Consider the following 17,976-nt stretch of genomic DNA (forward strand, 5'->3'; position numbering starts at 1 on the left):
AGCCGCGGGGCGTCCCTCCGTCATCCGTGCGGCGGCGGAACGGAATAGCCGGCGACCGCCCGCGGTTGAGGCCCTCGAAAGCATGCGTGTGCATGACGCGCACCGCTGACGAGCGGGCCTCAGGAGGCGTCGGTGGCCCGGCGGCGGCCGGCGAGCACGCCGTACGCCACACCGGCGGCACCGACGACGATGCCGACGACGCCCAGGACCCGGGCGGTGGTGTCGGTGCCGTCGGAGGAGTCGGCGGCCTCGGTGGCGGCGGCGGCCGGCTCGGCGTCACCGGACTTGTCGGACGACTCCTCGGCGGACGAACCGTGGGAGTGGTCGTCCTCGGCGGCGGACAGGGCGAGCACCGGTGCCGGGTTCGCCGGCTCCTCGGCGCCCTCCTCCTGCACCTCGATCCAGCGCACGACCTCCTTGTTGGAGTACGTCTGGATCGCCTTGAAGACGAGCTGGTCGGCGTTCTCGGGCAGAGCGCCGATCGAGACCGGGAACTGCTGGATGAAGCCGGGCTCGATGCCCTTGCCGTCGGCGGTCCAGGTCACCTTGGAGACGGCCTCGGAGATCTGCCGCCCGTGCACCTCCAGCGGCTTGGTGAGCTTGCTCTTGGTGACCGTGATCTTCCAGCCGTCGATCTTCTGCGGCATCACCGAGGAGAGGGGGGTGTCGGCCGGGAAGTTGACCTCCAGCCCGGTGGTCGAGGCGTTGTCGCGCTCGTTGGGGACGCGGAAGTTCACGACGGCGTAGCCGCCCTTCGCGGCCGTGCCCTCCGGCTGCACGCTGACGTGCGCGAGGGCGGGCGAGGACAGGACGAGAACGGCGGACCCGGCGACGGCAGCGGCGGCGGCGAGGCGGGAAACCTTCAGGGCAGGCTTCATGACAGTGAGCACTCCACTTCGAGTGAGGTACGACGGTGAGAAACGGTGAGGTCCGACCGTGAGGGGTCGGGCGTGGACACGCGGAAGCGTGCGCACGCGCGTGCCGCACGACGGCGGCCGCCCCTCCCCGTGAAGTGGAGTGCTGGTCGCGTCGTGTCAGGCAGCGAGGACGAGAGCGGCGGCCGGTGGACCGCGCCTGATCACCGTGTGCTGGAGCGCCTCGGCGGACGGCCTGGGGGAGGGGAGCAGCGCGGTGCGCGGAACGGCCTCCGGCAGAGCGGGCAGTCCGGCGAGCAGGGCGCGCACCAGGGCGAGCGCCCCGCGCAGGGACCGTACGCACGCGGCTTCGGCGACGCCGTGCGCGGACAGGTCCATGAGCCGCAGCAGGGCCGCGTCGCCGTGCCGCAGCAGCCATCCGGCGGCGACGGCCGCGAGGACGTGGGCGAGCAGCATCGGCAGGGACGGCAGCAGCGCCGTCGACGAGCCCGCGGTGTCGGCCAGGGCGTCCGCCGGATGGTGCATGGACCCCATACCGGTCCCGGTCCCCACGCCGTCACCGGCCGGCTGGAGCCGGGCCTCGACGAGGATCCTCTGGGCCTGCGCCGGGCTCAGTGCGGCGGCGGTGGCCCCGCACACGAGCCGTGCGGCCCGCTCGATCAGTGCGGCGTCGGAGGCGGCGGTGGCCGTCGTCGTGGTCGACGCGACGGCCGTCGACGTGTGCTGGCCGAGGCCGAACAGGGTGTGCAGGACGGTCTGCCCGACGGCGAGCAGGGCCGCGATGCCCGGCAGCGACCGCTCGCGCCCGGCGAGCGGCACCACGACCGCGAGGGCTCCCAGGAATCCTGCGCCCAGCGTCCACAACGGGACGGCGGCGCAGGAGGCGAGCGTGTGACCGGCCCCGGCCAGCACGACGCAGACCGCGGCGAACACCGCGGCCCGCAGCAGCCGGAGAGCGACTCCGGAGCGCGCCGTGCGCTGGTGGGGGTCAGTCATGGCGGGCTCATCATCGCACTGGGCCTGCGGCGGCCGTACGCCAGGTCCGCAGGATCCCCCGAACCGGAAGATCGCCTTCTGATGCGACAGGTATGAGTGATTCCTCTGGGACGCGCATACACCGTTTTCCACGGCCCCCACACCCGCCATATGGGCGGCATCACGCGGAAATCGCGCTTACTCACGGTTCAGGGCGGCAATACGTATCGGTATGTCGAGCCGCGGCCTGGAGGCTGGAGCATGAGCATCTGGTGGTCACTCCATCTGCGGCGCGATGCCGCGAGCGTGCCGCTGGCCCGGCGTCTGCTGCTCGGCACGATGGAGACGGCGGGTGTCGACCCCGACGTCTCGTACGACCTCTCCGTCGCCCTGAGCGAGGCCTGCGCCAACGCCGTCGAGCACGGCGGGAAGAGCGCGGCGCACGGGGGCTGTTCGGAGGCCTACCGGGTCACCGCCTATCTCGACGGCGAGAAGTGCCGCATCGAGGTCGCCGACTCGGGCCCCGGCTTCACGGCCGAACGCCCCGCCCCCGCCCCCACCCCCGCGCACGCGGATGCCGAGGCGGGCCGCGGCCTGTACCTCATCCGGGAACTCGCCGACCACGTCCACATCGGCAACGAACCGGGTCTCGGCGGTGCCGTGGTCAGCTTCGACAAGATCCTCAAGTGGCGCAAGGGCGCACCGCTCATGGCCGTCTGACCTCCCGTCGGCAGGACGGAGCCGGATCCGACGGCACTCACAGCCGCTTGCCAGCTTCCGCCCACGTCCCTGACGGGTCGCGTTCCTAGGTTTCGTCTCCATGACGGGAAACCACAAGGACACCTCCATCACCCGGCGCCGCGCCCTCGCGGTGACCGGCGGCACGGTCGCGGCCGGCGGCCTCGCCGTCGCCGGCTATCAGTCGGCGTTCGCCGGCACGGCGACGGAAACGGAAACCACGACGACGGCCACGGCTTCGGCGACCTCGGCCGACGGCGCCTGCATGACGCTGATGTCGAGCGTCACCGAGGGGCCGTACTACCTCGACGGTGCCTTGGTGCGCAAGGACATCACCGAGGGCAAGAGCGGCGTCCCGCTGACCCTGCGCCTGACCGTCGTGGACGCCACCGACGGCTGCACCCCGGTGCCCGGCGCGGCGGTGGAGATCTGGCACTGCGACGCGTGGGGCTACTACTCCGGCTACACCACCGCCAACCCCGGCGGCTCCGCCCCGGCCGAGAGCGAGGACGGTTCGACCGCCGCCGACGACACCTACCTGCGCGGCTACCAGATCGCCAACGCCAACGGGGTCGTCAAGTTCGAGACGATCTTCCCCGGCTGGTACACGCCCCGCACCTGCCACATCCATCTCAAGGTCCACACCGGCGGCGCGAAGGAGGACGGCACCTACGAGGGCGGCAAGGTCAACCACACCGGTCAGCTGTTCTTCGCCGACGACATCGCCGAGGAGATCTTCACGCTGGAGCCCTACGCCCGGCACTCCGGCACCTACACCAGGCTCGACGACGACATGGTCTACGACGGCGGCGGCGCCGTCGGCGGCCTGCTCACCCTCAAGCCCGTCAAGAAGGCCGACCCGTCCAAGGGCTACAAGGGCTCCCTGACCCTGGGCGTCGACCCCGACGCGGAGAACACCGGCGCGGGCGGCGGCGGTGGCGGCACACCCCCGGGCGACGCCCCGACCGGCACCCCGCCGAGCGGAGCCCCGACCGGAACTCCGCCGAGCGACGCCCCGACGGCCTCCGCGTCCTCGTAGGGTACGGCGATGACCAGCCGCGAGGACGAGACGCTCGCGCAGGCTGCCGTGGCCGCGCTGACCGGACAACTGGCCCTGGCCCCCAAGCCCGGGCTGCCCGACCCGCGCGACCTCGCCGCCCGCGTCACCCGCCGCGACCACCGCGGACTGCGCTGGTCGGCGAAGGCGCTCGCGCCCGGCCTCGCGGCGATGGCCGCCGCCGCCCGCCGCACCGGCGAACCCACCCCGCGGCTGCGTGCCGAACTGGGCGCGATCGGGCGGTGCGCCGAGCATGCGGTGGGGCTGGCCGGCGGCGGCCACCGGGGCGCGCTGTGGACCCTCGGCCTGCTGGTGTCGGCGGCCGCCCTGGACCCCCGCGCGCGCGGTGCCGAGGTCACCCGCACCGCCAAACGGATCGCCGCGCACCCCGACCGGGGCGCCCCGCGCCGTCCGTCGCGCGGCTCCACGGTGTCGGCGAGGTACGGCGCGGCCGGCGCCCGGGGTGAGGCGCGGGCCGGGTTCCCGCACGTCCGGCGGGCGCTGACCGCGCTCACCGCGGCCCGCTCGGCGGGCGCGAGCGAGGCGGAGGCCCGGCTCGACGCCCTGCTCACCGTCATGTCCACGCTCCAGGACACCGAACTCCTCCACAGCGCGGGCCCGGCGGGACTGCGGCACGTCCAGGCGGGCGCCCGTGCCGTCCTCGAGGCGGGCGGCACGGCGAAGCGGGCGGGCCGCACGGCCCTGACCGCGCTCGACGCCGACCTCCACGCGCGCGGGTGGAGTCCGCGCGGCAGCGCCGGCCTGCTGGCGGGCGCGCTGTTCGTGGACACCCTGCCGCTCACGCCCCGCAAGCCCGGCTGACCGGAGCAGAGTTTCTCGGGCTCCCTCCGGCCCGGCGGCAGCCCGTCGTGCCGCCGGGCCCCTGGCGTACGGAGCCGCCAGGATCGGGGCGCCTGCCGGTGGGCCCCGTGCCGCTCACGCTTCGGAGCGGCGGGTGGCCGGGGTCGAGCGAACGGCGCCGGATTCCCCGGCGTCCCCCTCCCGCCCGGCGGCAGCCCGCCGTGCCGCCGGGCCCATGGCGTACGAGGCCGCCAGGGTCACTCCGGCGAGCAGCAGCCAGCCCGGCGGGCCCCACTCCACGAGGAGGGTGGTCAGGACGAGCGGGCCGAGGGTGCGGGCCACGGTGACGCCCGTGCCGAACAGCCCCTGGTACTCGCCCACGCGGTCGGCCGGGGCCAGGTCGAAGGAGAGCTGCCAGGAGCCCGCCGACTGCCCCATTTCGGCCGCCACCTGGAGCACCGCCCCCACCACCAGGACGCCCGCCGCCACCCACGCGGAGGTCCCGGCGGACAGCGCGAACACGGCGCAGGCGGCGCACATCACCCAGCCCGCACGCCGCAGGACGCGCGTGGCACTGACCGGACCGGTGACGCCCCGCGCCGCCCGCACCTGGAACACCGTCACCGCGGCGGTGTTGAGCACGAACAGCGCGGACACCAGCCAGGCCGGCGCCCCGGTCCGCTCGGTGATCCACAGCGGCAGGACCAGGCTGAGCAGCGGCAGCCGCAGCAACAGCACGGTGTTCAGCAGCGCGACGACCGCGTACGGCCGGTCGCGCAGCACGCCGGGGCCACCGTGCGGGCGGACCGGGACGGAGGCGACGCGGGGCAGCCCGAGGAGCAGCAGCGCGCACCCCAGGAAGCTCACCGCGTCGACCGCGAACACCGCGAGGTACGCCGCCCGCGTCCCGGCGTGCAGGGCGAGCCCGCCGAGTCCGGCGCCCACCGCCAGCCCCGCGTTGAGCGTCGACTGGAGCCGGGCCAGCAGCCCCGTCCGCTCCCCTGCGGGCACCAGTCCCGCCAGCAGCGCCTGCCGTGCCGCCGCCAGCCCGGACTGCGCGGTCGCGTACGCACAGGCCACCAGCACGAACGGGACGAAGCCGCGCACGAGCGTGAAGGACGCCACCGCAGACCCGGTCGCCAGCGCCAGCAGCACCGCCGTGCCGCGCGGGCCACACCGGTCGGCCAGCCGGCCCAGCGGAAGTCCGGCCAGCGAGCCGACCGCCCAGCCGATGGTCAGTCCCAGCCCCACGCGCGCGGGAGCGAGACCGACGACCTGGGTGAAGTAGAGCGCCGACGTCGTGTAGTAGGCGCCGTCCCCGACGGAGTTGCTCAACTGGGCCAGGGTGAGCAGCCGCTGCGGCGGCGTCTTGGTCATGCTCACGAAGCTAGGGGCCCGGTGGGCCCGTCAGCAGCACCAATCGGACACCGGATCGTTGGTCCACCGAGCCGGACGCCGGAGCACCGCTCAGGTTCCTTCCAGCACCTTCACCAGCACGTCCAGCGCCTCCGGATAGGCCCGCTCCCGCGGTGTCCCGTACCCCACCACCAGTCCCTGCGGCCGCTCCCCGGCGTCCTCACGCGCGTGCCAGTGGTCGCCGAGCCGGCCGACCGCGAGGCCCTCGGCCTCCGCCCGTTCCAGCACCTCCGCCTCGTCGCGGACCTCGACCAGCGCGTGCAGCCCGGCCGCGACCCCGCGCACGCCCCTGCACGCCCCCAGCCGGTCGAGGAGCAGGTCCCTGCGGCGCCGGTAGCGCAGTCGGCACGCGCGCACGTGACGGTCGTAGGCGTGGCCGGCGATCAGTTCGGCGAGGGCCAGCTGGCCGATGGTCTCGGTGTGGTGGTCGTTGTGCAGCTTGGCGTCGGCGACGGCGTCGACGAGGTGCGGCGGCAGCACCATCCAGCCCAGCCGCAGCGCCGGTCCGAGGGTCTTCGAGGCGGTGCCGAGGTAGGCCACCCGCCCCGGCGCCATTCCCTGGAGGGCGCCGACGGGCTGCCGGTCGTAGCGGAACTCGCCGTCGTAGTCGTCCTCGACGATCAGCGCGCCACGCGCGCGTGCCCAGTCCGTCAGTGCCCGCCGCCGCTCCGGATGCAGCGTCACACCGGTCGGGTACTGGTGCGCGGGCGTGACGACGACCGCCCCGAGGTCACCCAGCTCCCGTGTGCGCACCCCCCGCTCGTCGACCGGCACCGGCACCACGTGCCCGCCGTTGCGCCGTACGACCTCCCGGTGGAACGGCAGTCCGGGGTCCTCCATGCCCACCGGGGCGCCCTCCAGCGCGCGCGTGAGCAGCGCGAGCCCCTGCACGTACCCGGAGGTGATCACGATCCGTTCCGGCGGCGCGATCACCCCGCGCGCCCGCCCCAGATACCCCGACAGTGCCGTCCGCAGCTCCGTCCGCCCGCGCGGATCGCCGTAGTCGTAGGCCGGGGAGGGTGCCGTGGCGATCGCCCGGCGCAGCGCGCGCAGCCAGGCCGCCGCCGGGAAGGCGCCGACGTCGGGGCTGCCGGGCCGCAGGTCGAAGCGGGGCTCACGCGCGCGTGCCGCGGCGGCCGGCGGTTCCGCGGCGGCGGAGAACAGCGCGGCGACCCGCGTGCCCGACCCCTGGCGTGCGGTCAGGTAGCCCTCGGCGACCAGCTGGTCGTACGCGGCCTTGACGGTGTTGCGCGAGATGCCGACCTCGGTCGCGAGCCGCCGGGTGGCCGGCAGCCGGGTGCCCGGGGCGAGCCGTCCGCTCCGCACGGCGTCCCGCAGCGCCCGCTCCAGCCCGGCCCGCCGCCCCTCGCTGCCGTCGGTCTCCAGATGCAGGTCGACACCGACCCCTGACCAGAAGTCGTCCACGAAGCCCTCCCCCAGGTACGTGCACGTGTACGTGAAGCGGACACGGCGATGGCCGGGCACCGCACCGGTACCCGGCCATCGGCTCGGTGTCAGCCCTTGAGCGAAGCCATCCACGCCTCGACCTCGTCGGACCGCCGCGGCAGACCGTCGGACAGGTTACGGTTCCCGTCCCGGGTGACCAGGATGTCGTCCTCGATCCGGACGCCGATCCCGCGGTACTCCTCCGGCACGGTCAGGTCGTCGGCCTGGAAGTACAGCCCCGGCTCGACCGTCAGCACCATGCCCGGCTCCAGCGTCCCGTCGACGTACGACTCCACGCGCGCGGCGGCGCAGTCGTGGACGTCCATGCCGAGCATGTGCCCGGTGCCGTGCAGCGTCCAGCGGCGCTGCAGGCCCAGCTCCAGCACCCGCTCCACGGGCCCCTCGACCAGACCCCACTCGACGAGCCGCTCGGTCAGCACGCGCTGCGCGGCGTCGTGGAAGTCGCGGTACTTGCCGCCCGGCCGCACGGCCGCGATGCCGGCCTCCTGGGCGTCGTACACGGCGTCGTAGATCTTCTTCTGGATCTCGCTGAAGCGGCCGTTGACCGGCAGCGTCCGCGTGACGTCGGCGGTGTAGTACGTGTGCGTCTCGACGCCCGCGTCCAGCAGGAGCAGGTCGCCGGAGCGCACGGGCCCGTCGTTGCGCACCCAGTGCAGCGTGCAGGCGTGCGGACCGGCGGCGGCGATGGTGCCGTAGCCGACGTCGTTGCCCTCCACGCGCGCGCGGAGGAAGAACGTGCCCTCGATGTAGCGCTCGCTCGTCGCCTCGGCCTTGTCGAGGACCTTCACGACGTCCTCGAAGCCGCGGACCGTCGAGTCGACGGCCTTCTGCAGCTCGCCGATCTCGAACTCGTCCTTGACCAGGCGGGCCTCGGAGAGGAAGACGCGCAGCTCCTCGTCGCGCTCGGCGGTGACCTTGTCGGTCAGCGCGGCCTCGATGCCGGCGTCGTGGCCGCGCACGACCCGCACCGGGCCGGTGGCCTCGCGCAGGAGGGCGGCCAGTTCGCGCACGTCGGCGGCGGGGATGCCGTACAGCTTCTCGGCCTCGGAGAGGGAGTGCCGGCGGCCCACCCACAGCTCGCCCTGGCCGGAGAGCCAGAACTCGCCGTTCTCCCGGTCGGAGCGCGGCAGGAGGTAGATCGTCTCGGCGTGGCCCTCGCCCCGGGGCTCCAGGACCAGCACGCCGTCCTCGGTCTGGTTGCCGGTGAGGTAGGCGTACTCGACCGAGGCGCGGAAGGCGTACTCCGTGTCGTTCGAGCGGGTCTTCAGGTTGCCGGCGGGGATCACCAGACGCTCGCCCGGGAAACGGGCGGAGAGCGCGGTGCGGCGGGCGGCGGTCTCGGCGGCCTGGGCGATCGGTTCCAGGTCACGCAGTTCCGTGTCGGCCCAGCCGGACTTCATGTTCTCGGCCAGCTCGTCGGACACGCCCGGGTACAGGCCGTTCTTCCGTGCCTTGATCGGCTCTTCTTCAGCGGTCTCCGGGGTCTCCGGGAGCTCTTCCGCCACGGTCATCCTCCTCGATACGGCACTGGGCCCCCTCCATCGTACGGTCGTACAGAAGGGGGCCCAGGGGCGAAGGACCTCTTACCGCTGCCGGAACGGGACGGGGCGGACACCCCGCTCCGGTCCTCACTCGAAGCGCGCCGCGAGCAGGACGACGTCGTCCGCGCCGCCGGCCGCGTCCAGCCCTTCCGGCAGCACCGTCCGCAGCACGTGGTCGGCGACCGCGCCCGGGTCGTGGCGGATCGACCGGGGAACCCCGGCCGCGGCCGCGTGCAGCCGGGCGAAGGCGCGGTCGACGGGGTCGCCGGTACGGTGCAGCAGGCCGTCCGTGTAGAGCAGCACCGTCTCCCCGGCCTCGGCCTCCAGCTCCACGCTCGGCGCCTCCCAGCAGGCCAGCATGCCCAGCGGCGCGGACACGGAGGTCTCGACGAACTCGGTGCGCCGCGCGCCCACCAACAGGGGCGGGCAGTGCCCGGCACCGGCCAGGGTGATCTTGCGCAGAGCGGGCTCGCAGTAGGCGAACAGCGCGGTGGCCGACCGCGCGGGCTCGGTCAGCCGCAGCAGCAGCTCCAGGTCGGACAGGACGGCGACGGGGTCCTCGCCCTCCATCACGGCGTACGCCCGCAGGGAGGCCCGCAGCCGTCCCATCGCGGCCACCGCGCTCGGCCCGGAGCCGGTGACGGAGCCGACGGCCAGGCCCAGCGCCGCGTCGGGCAGCGGCAGTGCGTCGTACCAGTCGCCGCCGCCGTGCGGACCGGTGCGGTGCCGGGCGGCGAGCTGGACGCCGGCCACCCGCGGCAGCCGGGAGGGCAGCAGCTCCTCCGTCATCGTCGTCATGCACGCGCGGGTGCGCTCGAGTTCGAGGAGGCGCGCGAGGTGCTCGGCGGCGTGGCGCACGTACAGCCCGACCAGGTGGCGCCGGCGCTCGACCGGCTCGGCGGGCTCGTCGTAGAGCCAGACGGCCGCGCCCAGGCGGTCGGCGCCCTCGCCGGCGGTCAGGGGCAGGGCGTAGCTGGCGGCGTAGCCGAGGCGGGCGGCCACCTCGCGGTGCCGGGGGTCGAGGCCGTCCTCGGAGAGCAGGTCGGGCTGGGCGATCCCGCCCTCGCCGCCGGGCAGACCGTCGAGGATGCGGCCGTACGACATGGAGCTGCGCGGCACGGTCTCGATGTGGCCGAGGTCGGCGCGGCCGAGGCCGAGGCCGATCGTGGTGTCGGGGCCGAGGCCGTCGGCGGGTTCCAGGACGACGAGCCCGCGCCGGGCGCCCACCAGGGCGGATCCGGCCCGCAGCACTTCCTGGAGGGCGTCGGGCAGCGTGGCCGTACGGGCCAGGCGTTCGGTGAGTTCGTGGAGGGTCGTGAGATCGGAGACCCAGCCGGCCAGCCGGTCCTGGAGGAGCGCTCCCGCGCCGGGAGGAACCGGTGGGGCGGCCGGGGCGGCGGACGCGGGGGCGACAGTGTGTGCGGGCGAGGGAACCGTTGAATCGATTCCGGCCACTTTCGAAGGGTGGGGGGCGTTCATGGCGTCCGGCTCTCGGACCGGTGCGTATTGCTCAGAAGCATCGCAAACCCCCATGTCATTCTGCGCCGCCAGCGGTGTCTCCACATGTACACGCACTCGTGAGGGGATGTCCAGCATTGTCCTGCTGGGATTGCTGGTGTCCGCGGGGTCGGAGGGTTCGTCGGTCACGCTTTGTCCGGCTCCCTTGCGTAATAGCGAAGTTGGCTGAAAACTGCATCGGGTAACGGGTGTTTGCGGTCGACTGGGTTTGCTCCACGGAGCGTCACAGCGGTCGTGATGGGTACGTACTCGGTTAGGACCAGGGGTCGTTGGGAGCCACCCGGAACCTGGTGACCCGCCCCGGCGTCCTAGCCACCGACGACCGTGCCCCATCCTCCCGTGGTGGAGGCGGAGAGAAATACGCGGACGGCAAAACGCCAGACTTCGCCACCCCACGCCAGGCCCATGCTCGAGGTGGGCGCAGTATTGGACGGAGTGGCCGCGCAAGCGCAGCCAGTGCTCGACCCCCAGGGGTTTCCCTTGTCTCGGACAGGGGTGTGATGCGCCAACAGGTACGCACAGTGAAGTGATCGACACATGGTGTGATGTGACCCACGGTGTTGCCAGCGGTGCAACGGAAAGGAACGAGCGCTCATGCGCGAGATCCTCGGAAGGCGACGCAGGCTCCTGTCCCGGCGCAGCGACGGGGGGCCTGAACTGATCGACGCGGCCCTCACCTTCGCGACGGAGTGGCAGTGGCCCGTACTCCCGGGCGTGACGGCGAACCCACGGGGGACCTCCCGGTGCGGCTGCCCCGACCCGGAATGCTCGGTGCCCGGCGCCCATCCCTTCGAACCCGGCCTTCTGACGGCCACCACCGACGCGCGCATGATCCGCTGGTGGTGGACCAACCGCCCGACGGCACCGATCGTCCTGGCCACCGGCGGGAAGGCGCCCTGCGCGGTCAGCCTGCCCGCCCTCGCGGCCTCCCGCGCGCTCGTCGCGCTCGACCGGCAGGGCATGCGCCTCGGCCCGGTGGTCGCCTCGGCCACCCGCTGGTCGTTCCTCGTCCGGCCTTACTCCATGGAGCAGTTGGGCGAGCTGCTGTACGCCAAGGACTTCGTCCCCGGTTCACTGCGCTTCCACGGTGAGGGCGGCTATCTCGCCCTGCCCCCCTCGCGGACCGGCCAGGGGGACATCCGCTGGGAGCGCGCGCCGCTGCCCGGTTCGGCCTCGCCCTGGGTGCCCGACGTGGAGGCCGTGGTGGACGCGGTCGTGGACGCCCTCACTCGTACGGGTGTGAGCGCGCCCGAGTTGTAAGGGTGTCGGGCGTCCACCGGACGGGATGCCCGCCTCCGCTCGTTATCTTCCGCACCATGCAGCGACATTCTGGGGGACGGCCCCCGGGTCCCCGATGGCTCCGTCTCCTCGGTCTCGGGGGCACCGTGGTGTGCGTGATCGCCCTGCCCCTGGCGATGGCGTCCGCGGGGCCGGCGGGCGACGGACCCCGCCCGGCCGAGCGGCGGGACGTGGCCCCCGGCACCGACGACCACGCCGGCCGGCCGTCGACCGGTCACGGTACGGACGCCAAGGCGCCCCCCGCCGAACCCTCCCGCACGCCCCTGCTGCTCGGCCTCGGGGCGGCCACCGCGGCCCGCTGCGGTCCCGAGGTCACCTCCCCCGAGGGCGTCGAGGCGCAGACCTGCGTACTCACCCAGGGCGGGGACACCTGGGCGCGCACCTACTACCGCAACGCCACCGGCAGCGCCCTGGAGGCCGCCCTGAGCTTCCTGGGGCCCGACGGGCGCACGGTGCGGATGCGGTGCGCGGTGGGCGCCGACGACGAGCCGGGCACCTGTGAGACACCCCGTGGACGAAGCCGGGGCGGGTCCGCGGACAGCACCGCGGTGGCGGAGTTCGCGCGGGCGGCCGGTGCCGGGCCGCTGCTGTTGCGTTCCGGCAGCAACTCCGGCGCGGAGAAAAGCAGTTGAGTACCTGCGCCGGACGGGATCGGGGCGGGGCACCGGGCCAGGTGGCGGTGCCGGAACGGGGCCGGGCATGGAAAGACCCGGTTGCTGGCGACGGGGGATGCACCAGCAACCGGGCTGTTGGAACGGTAACAAGAGATCGGCTCCAAGCAAATTCGATCTCATGTTTTCATCGGCTTTCCGGACACCGGCAGATCGACGCTTATGGCGCCGACTCGCCTTGTGCGAACGGGAGTTGTGAGCGGAGTCACGCCCCCGGGCCCGATGCGGCGCGCTGACCGGTCGGTCAGCGCGCGCCCGGGCCGCGTCCGGGCGTCAGCTGAGCGTCACCTGCCGGTTGGTCAGGCCTCCGCGCGCGCGACGCTCGTCGGTCGTGAGGGGGGTGTCCGAGGCCAGCGCGGTGGCGAGCCGCTCGGCGAACTCGGCGGCCGGCTTCTCCACGTCCGCGGCCGAGACCCCGCTCGGCAGGTCCCAGACGGGCACGGTCAGGCCGTGCGCCCGGAAGGAACCCACCAGCCGGGTGCCCTCGCCCAGGCTCGACCGACCCGCCGCGTGCAGTCGCGCGAGCGCGTCCAGAAGCCGCTCCTCCGGATGCGGCATGACCCAGCGCAGGTGGTTCTTCTCCGGGGTCTCGCACCAGTACGCGGCGTCGGCGCCGGTCAGCTTCACGGTCGGGATCGCCGCCGCGTTGGCCCGCTCCAGGGAGGCGGCCACCTCCGGCGTGGCGTTCTCCGGGTCCGGGACCCAGAACTCGAACCCGCTGTGCACGACTGGCTCGAAGGCGCCTTCCGGGTCGAGCAGATCCTGCATCCGCGGGCCGTCGGCCGGCGCGCGCCGGGCCTGCACGGGCGTGCCCGGTTCCGCCTCCAGCGCCCGCAGGAGGGTGTCGGCGAGGTCGCGGCTGATGTCGCCGGAGGGGGTGTCGTTCTGCAGTCCCAACAGGACCGAGCCGTCGTCGCGGCGCAGGGCCGGCCAGGCCATCGGCAGCACCGTGGCGAGCGTGACGGAGGGGACGCCCTCGGGCAGGCCGTCCTTCAGGGGCAGTTCGACCGTGGCGGCCGGGACCAGCTCGCGCAGCGCCACCCAGTCGCCCTCGCCCGGCAGGCCCTCGAAGGGACGCTGGACCAGCTCGGTCACGGCGTGGGCGGCGGCCCGGCCGTGGCAGGCCTTGTAGCGGCGGCCGCTGCCGCAGGGGCAGGGCTCCCGCGCGCCGACGACCGGGATCTCCCCCTCGGTGAGCTGCGGCCGCGTGGCCTTCGTCTGAGGTCGCTTCTTGGCCATCTGGGTGTCTCCCGGGTACGGCTCGTCTGGTACTGGCGGGAGCCTAGCCGTTCGCAGTGGGAGCCACGGGACCCTGTGGACGACGACCGGGCCGGTGGACGGTCGCGGCGGGCCGTCGAGCGGTCGCGCCGGCCCGTGGGCGGTCGCACCGGGGCCGGTCCGCCCGGGGCCGGCCGCAGGGCCCGCCGGACAGGCCCTAGTCGAGGTCGTCGAACGCGTCCGCGAAGTCCAGGCCCGGTATCGAGGCCACCGGTGGTGTCCCGACCCGGGAGGCGAAGTCGTCCCGGCGGCAGCCCGCGTCGGGGTCGTACACATCCGCGTGGACCACGACCCACACCGTGACCTCACCACGGGCGTCGTCCCGGACGCCCCAGTCGTCGGCCAGCGCCGTGATGATGTTGAGTCCGCGTCCGCCGTGCGCCGTGACGGAGGGGGTCGCCGGGGCCGGCCGGGTCGGCCCGCCGCCGTCGGTCACCTCGACGATCAGCCGGCCGGCGGGGTCCACCCGCCACGCGGCCCGCACGTCGCCGTCCCCGGCCAGGGCGTCGCCCAGCGGACGGCCGTGTTTGCACGCGTTGCTCAGAAGTTCGGAAAGGATCAGTACGGCATCGTCGATGACCGCCTCCGAGACCCCGCCCGTACGCAGTTGATCGCGCATACGGTGTCTCGCCTCACCCACGCCCGCAGGGCCATGGGGTACGGCCATGCTTGACGACGTGGGCACCTCTTGTGCCACCACCAACGCCACCCCCGAGACCTCCTTCGCCCCACGCCACGGTGTGGATGCCCCATTGGCCTGTACCGGAAACCGGCCAATCCCCGCCCCATGACGCACTCGCAACGGTCGGACACGGAGCGAATGCGCCGGAGCACTCCTGGTGAGCAGAAGATCGTCGTGTGGCTGGATTTCTTCAGTATGGCTGAGAAGCGAGGATGGTTCAGGCGGCGCTTGTGGTCAAGGGGTGTGGATGGGACCAGTGGGGCTTCCGAGACTTTCTGTTTCTTCCCGCGGAAGCGGCGCGGGTGCCGACCGGGAGACCGAAGCGTTCAGCGGCCCAGCTGGTCCAGCACCCCGCGCGGGCGGTTCGTGATGATGGCGTCGACGCCCAGCCGGACACAGAGGTCCACGTCCTCCGGTTCGTTCACCGTCCATACGTGCACCTGGTGGCCGGCCCGTTTCAGCCGCTCCACGTAGGCGGGGTGACTGCGCACGATCCGCATCGAGGGTCCCGCGATCCGCACGCCCGCCGGCAGTCGGCCGTCGCGCAGCCGGGGTGAGACGAACTGCATCAGATAGACCGTGGGCAGTGCCGGTGAAGCGGCACGCACGCGATGCAGCGAGCGCGCCGAGAAGCTCATCACCCGCACCGGGGAGGCGTCGGCCGTGGCGGGCGCGTCCAGGCCGAACCGCTTCAGGAGTACCAGCAGCCGCTCCTCCACCTGTCCCGCCCAGCGCGTCGGATGCTTGGTCTCGACGGCCAGTTCCACCCGGCGTCCCGCGTCGGCGACCAGCTCCAGCAGTCGTTCCAGGGTGAGGACGGAGGTGGCGTCCCGGTCCTCCGGTCGCACCTCCCAGTCGGGCTCCTCGTCGCGCGCGTTCCAGGCCTCCCGTGCCGCCCGCGTCTTCCAGGAGCCGAAGTCCAGGGCCGCCAGGTCCGCGAGCTCCAGCTGGGAGACCGCGCCGCGGCCGTTGGACGTACGGTTGACGCGGCGGTCGTGGACGCAGACGAGGTGGCCGTCCGCGGTCAGCCGCACGTCGCACTCGAGGGCGTCCGCGCCGTCCTCGATCGCCTTGCGGTAGGCGGCCAGGGTGTGTTCGGGGGCATCCTCGGAGGCCCCGCGGTGGGCGACGACCTGGATGCGTTGCTGCTGCCGTGCGTGGGTCACCGCGTCATGGTGCCACCGGTGCGGGGTACGTGTCCGGCGGGCCGGATCGCGGGCGTCGGTGGGTGGTCGTCTGAGAACCCTGTGAGAACCCGCTGAGATGTTCCGGGGATGTGTCGTTTATGCAGCAAAATGCATCATATAAAGAATGGTCAAGGACCCACAGGCACCGCTTATGGTGCTCTGACGGCCCGTGGGAAAAGCTGACACGTACAAAAACACATGCACAGCTGCATCGCGCAGGGTCGACGACGAGCGTGAACGAGCGTGACCGAGTGCGACCGAGAAAAACAGCCGTGGACCGAGGAGAAGAGCTGTGAGCACCGAGAACGAGGGCACCAACGAGGGCACCCCGGTTCCCCCGGCCCCGTCCGCACCCCCCGTGCCGGTGGAATCTCCCACGGCCTCCCCCCAGCAGGCCGCCCCCGACACCGGCGCGCCCACCACCCCGCTGCCGACGACGCCCCCGCCGGCCACGCCCCACGCCCCGCGGGGCAGCGCCCCCGAGGGTGCCTGGCCGCCGCCCACCGCCCCCAGCGCGGCCGCTCCGGCGGACGCCGCCTGGCCGCCCCCGCAGTCGCCCGCCCCGGCCTACGCCGACGACGGCTTCGGCGCGCACTCGGCGCACCCCGGTGGCCCCGGAGCCGGCACCACCGTCTGGGGCGCCGCCCACCAGGAGCCCGTCCCGCCCAAGGCCCGCCGCGGCCGCGGCGGCCTCGCCGCCGCCGTCCTGGTCGCCGCCCTCGTCGCGGGCGGCCTCGGCGGCGGCCTCGGCTACACCCTCGCCAAGAACGACGACACCGGCTCGACCACCGTCTCCGCCTCCGACAGCGGCGGTTCGGTCAAGCGCGACCCGGGCACCGTCGCCGGCGTCGCCGCCAAGGCGCTGCCCTCCACGGTCACCATCCAGGCGGAGTCCAGCGACGGCGAGGGCGGCACCGGCACCGGCTTCGTCTTCGACACCCAGGGCCACATCGTCACCAACAACCACGTCGTCGCCGACGCGGTCGACGGCGGCAAGGTGACCGCCACCTTCCCGAGCGGCAAGAAGTACGACGCCGAGGTCGTCGGCCACGCCCAGGGCTACGACGTCGCGGTCATCAAGCTGAAGAACGCCCCCTCCGACCTCAAGCCGCTCACCCTCGGCGACTCCGACAAGGTCGCCGTCGGCGACTCGACGATCGCCATCGGCGCGCCCTTCGGCCTGTCCAACACGGTCACGACCGGCATCATCAGCGCGAAGAACCGCCCCGTGGCCTCCTCCGACGGCACCGGCAGCAGCTCCTCCTACATGAGCGCCCTCCAGACGGACGCCTCCATCAACCCGGGCAACTCCGGCGGCCCGCTGCTCGACGCCCAGGGCAACGTGATCGGCATCAACTCCGCGATCCAGTCCACCGGCAGCGGCGGCCTGGGCGGCACCACCCAGTCCGGCTCGATCGGCCTCGGCTTCGCCATCCCGATCAACCAGGCCAAGTACGTCGCCCAGGAACTGATCAAGGACGGGCAGCCGGTGTACGCCAAGATCGGCGCCTCCGTCTCCCTGGAGGAGTCCACGGACGGCGCGAAGATCACCGACCAGGGCGCGGGCGGCGCCGCCGCCGTCGAGGCGGGCGGCCCCGCGGCCAAGGCCGGCCTCAAGCCCGGCGACGTGATCACCAAGCTCGACGACAGGGTGATCGACAGCGGCCCGACCCTCATCGGCGAGATCTGGACCCACAAGCCGGGCGACAAGGTCACGATCACCTACGAGCGCGACGGCAAGACCCGCACCGTCGACCTCACCCTCGGCTCCCGCAAGGGCGACAGCTGACGCCCCGGCGCCCCGCAGGGCGCCCCGCGCTCACGGCCACCCGTTACTCTTGTCCCCGCGTCGTCCGCTCAAGGCCGACGCGGGGAGGCGTGCCCGAGCGGCCTAAGGGAACGGTCTTGAAAACCGTCGTGGCAGCGATGTCACCGTGAGTTCGAATCTCACCGCCTCCGCGTGATGAGCAGTGAGAACGGCCCCCGACCTGGGTTGATGGTCGGGGGCCGTCCGCTTGCCCGAACTCCGGGACTTCCCGCCGTTCCCCGTGGCTCCCCGCTCGACCGGGCGCGAGTGGGGCACGGAACTCGAGATGCGGCCTCACCCGTATCAGGTCGATCACAGGCATTGCTCAGCCACTAATCCTCACCGTTGACCGCAGGCTGGGCGTTCGTCGAGATTCGGCAGTAACCGGGCTGGTTCGTGCTTGTCGGTGTCAGCTGTTGATGTCACGCGCCGGGGCGGTCGGGCTCATCGACAGTCCCGAAGCAGGAACCGCCAGATGGACATCAACGCGGACGGCGACACCGGGGGCTCGCGGACAAGGAGTCGGCGCAGGGTGCCCACGCCCGCGACATGATCCGTCGGACCGGCCACTAGGGCGTGTTTCGAAAGTCCCGTCTGCCCGGCGACGTCTGGCACGCACGCTCGCCGCGTTGTCGGGGTCGCCCCGATACAACCAGTATCGGGG

The 17,976-nt window shown here is 73.3% G+C and carries 15 protein-coding genes and 1 tRNA gene; 7 read left to right on the forward strand and 9 right to left on the reverse strand.

Going from position 1 to position 17,976, the window contains the following annotated elements; genetic code table 11:
- Positions 1-119: 119 nt before the first annotated feature.
- Together AB0N31_RS34640 and AB0N31_RS34645 are read right to left on the reverse strand one after the other, a co-directional pair.
- Positions 120-866, reverse strand: coding sequence for a YcnI family protein (locus tag AB0N31_RS34640; protein WP_366062509.1), 747 nt, complete (start codon positions 864-866; stop codon positions 120-122).
- A 168-nt stretch (positions 867-1,034) separates the two neighbouring features.
- The gene (locus AB0N31_RS34645) at positions 1,035-1,871 is read right to left on the reverse strand and encodes a hypothetical protein (protein ID WP_366062496.1); all 837 of its coding nucleotides are present in this window, start codon (positions 1,869-1,871) and stop codon (positions 1,035-1,037) included.
- A gap of 240 nt (positions 1,872-2,111) precedes the next feature.
- Between AB0N31_RS34645 and AB0N31_RS34650 the strand changes: the two genes are divergently transcribed.
- The 3 genes from AB0N31_RS34650 to AB0N31_RS34660 all read left to right on the forward strand — a co-directional run bounded on the left by AB0N31_RS34650 (position 2,112) and on the right by AB0N31_RS34660 (position 4,467).
- Positions 2,112-2,570, forward strand: a complete 459-nt coding sequence (locus tag AB0N31_RS34650) for an ATP-binding protein (protein WP_366062497.1) — start codon at positions 2,112-2,114, stop codon at positions 2,568-2,570.
- A 100-nt stretch (positions 2,571-2,670) separates the two neighbouring features.
- A complete protein-coding gene (locus AB0N31_RS34655; RefSeq protein WP_366062498.1) occupies positions 2,671-3,627 on the forward strand; it encodes an intradiol ring-cleavage dioxygenase in 957 nt (318 codons plus the stop codon).
- A gap of 9 nt (positions 3,628-3,636) precedes the next feature.
- Positions 3,637-4,467: a triphosphoribosyl-dephospho-CoA synthase gene (locus AB0N31_RS34660; RefSeq protein ID WP_366062499.1), complete on the forward strand. Its 831-nt coding sequence runs from the start codon at positions 3,637-3,639 to the stop codon at positions 4,465-4,467.
- 114 nt (positions 4,468-4,581) lie between these two features.
- On the opposite strand, the gene AB0N31_RS34665 is transcribed toward AB0N31_RS34660, so the two are convergent.
- The 4 genes from AB0N31_RS34665 to AB0N31_RS34680 all read right to left on the reverse strand — a co-directional run bounded on the left by AB0N31_RS34665 (position 4,582) and on the right by AB0N31_RS34680 (position 10,466).
- Positions 4,582-5,823 (reverse strand): MFS transporter, encoded by a 1,242-nt coding sequence (locus AB0N31_RS34665; protein ID WP_366062500.1) that lies wholly within the window; start codon positions 5,821-5,823, stop codon positions 4,582-4,584.
- A gap of 90 nt (positions 5,824-5,913) precedes the next feature.
- Positions 5,914-7,287, reverse strand: coding sequence for a PLP-dependent aminotransferase family protein (locus AB0N31_RS34670; protein ID WP_366062501.1), 1,374 nt, complete (start codon positions 7,285-7,287; stop codon positions 5,914-5,916).
- Between the two features lie 89 nt (positions 7,288-7,376).
- A complete protein-coding gene (locus AB0N31_RS34675) occupies positions 7,377-8,840 on the reverse strand; it encodes an aminopeptidase P family protein (protein ID WP_366062502.1) in 1,464 nt (487 codons plus the stop codon).
- 117 nt (positions 8,841-8,957) lie between these two features.
- Positions 8,958-10,466, reverse strand: a complete 1,509-nt coding sequence (locus AB0N31_RS34680; RefSeq protein ID WP_366062510.1) for a PP2C family protein-serine/threonine phosphatase — start codon at positions 10,464-10,466, stop codon at positions 8,958-8,960.
- Between the two features lie 516 nt (positions 10,467-10,982).
- Here AB0N31_RS34680 and AB0N31_RS34685 point away from each other — a divergent pair.
- Together AB0N31_RS34685 and AB0N31_RS34690 are read left to right on the forward strand one after the other, a co-directional pair.
- Positions 10,983-11,648: a bifunctional DNA primase/polymerase gene (locus tag AB0N31_RS34685; RefSeq protein WP_366062503.1), complete on the forward strand. Its 666-nt coding sequence runs from the start codon at positions 10,983-10,985 to the stop codon at positions 11,646-11,648.
- Between the two features lie 56 nt (positions 11,649-11,704).
- A complete protein-coding gene (locus tag AB0N31_RS34690; RefSeq protein WP_366062504.1) occupies positions 11,705-12,319 on the forward strand; it encodes a hypothetical protein in 615 nt (204 codons plus the stop codon).
- A gap of 312 nt (positions 12,320-12,631) precedes the next feature.
- On the opposite strand, the gene AB0N31_RS34695 is transcribed toward AB0N31_RS34690, so the two are convergent.
- The 3 genes from AB0N31_RS34695 to AB0N31_RS34705 form a co-directional block, all read right to left on the reverse strand.
- Positions 12,632-13,597, reverse strand: coding sequence for a DUF5926 family protein (locus tag AB0N31_RS34695; RefSeq protein ID WP_366062505.1), 966 nt, complete (start codon positions 13,595-13,597; stop codon positions 12,632-12,634).
- A gap of 196 nt (positions 13,598-13,793) precedes the next feature.
- The gene (locus AB0N31_RS34700; protein WP_366062506.1) at positions 13,794-14,432 is read right to left on the reverse strand and encodes an ATP-binding protein; all 639 of its coding nucleotides are present in this window, start codon (positions 14,430-14,432) and stop codon (positions 13,794-13,796) included.
- A gap of 212 nt (positions 14,433-14,644) precedes the next feature.
- Entirely contained in the window at positions 14,645-15,484 is an 840-nt protein-coding gene (locus AB0N31_RS34705) for a glycerophosphodiester phosphodiesterase (RefSeq protein WP_366062507.1), read from the reverse strand.
- A gap of 313 nt (positions 15,485-15,797) precedes the next feature.
- Here AB0N31_RS34705 and AB0N31_RS34710 point away from each other — a divergent pair, with 313 nt between their 5' ends.
- Together AB0N31_RS34710 and AB0N31_RS34715 are read left to right on the forward strand one after the other, a co-directional pair.
- Positions 15,798-17,294, forward strand: coding sequence for a trypsin-like peptidase domain-containing protein (locus AB0N31_RS34710; RefSeq protein ID WP_366062508.1), 1,497 nt, complete (start codon positions 15,798-15,800; stop codon positions 17,292-17,294).
- An 83-nt stretch (positions 17,295-17,377) separates the two neighbouring features.
- Positions 17,378-17,464 (forward strand) — tRNA-Ser (locus AB0N31_RS34715).
- The last annotated feature ends 512 nt before the right edge of the window (positions 17,465-17,976 follow it).

This window comes from Streptomyces sp. NPDC051051 (assembly GCF_040682975.1).
In the GTDB taxonomy this organism is placed as follows: domain Bacteria; phylum Actinomycetota; class Actinomycetes; order Streptomycetales; family Streptomycetaceae; genus Streptomyces.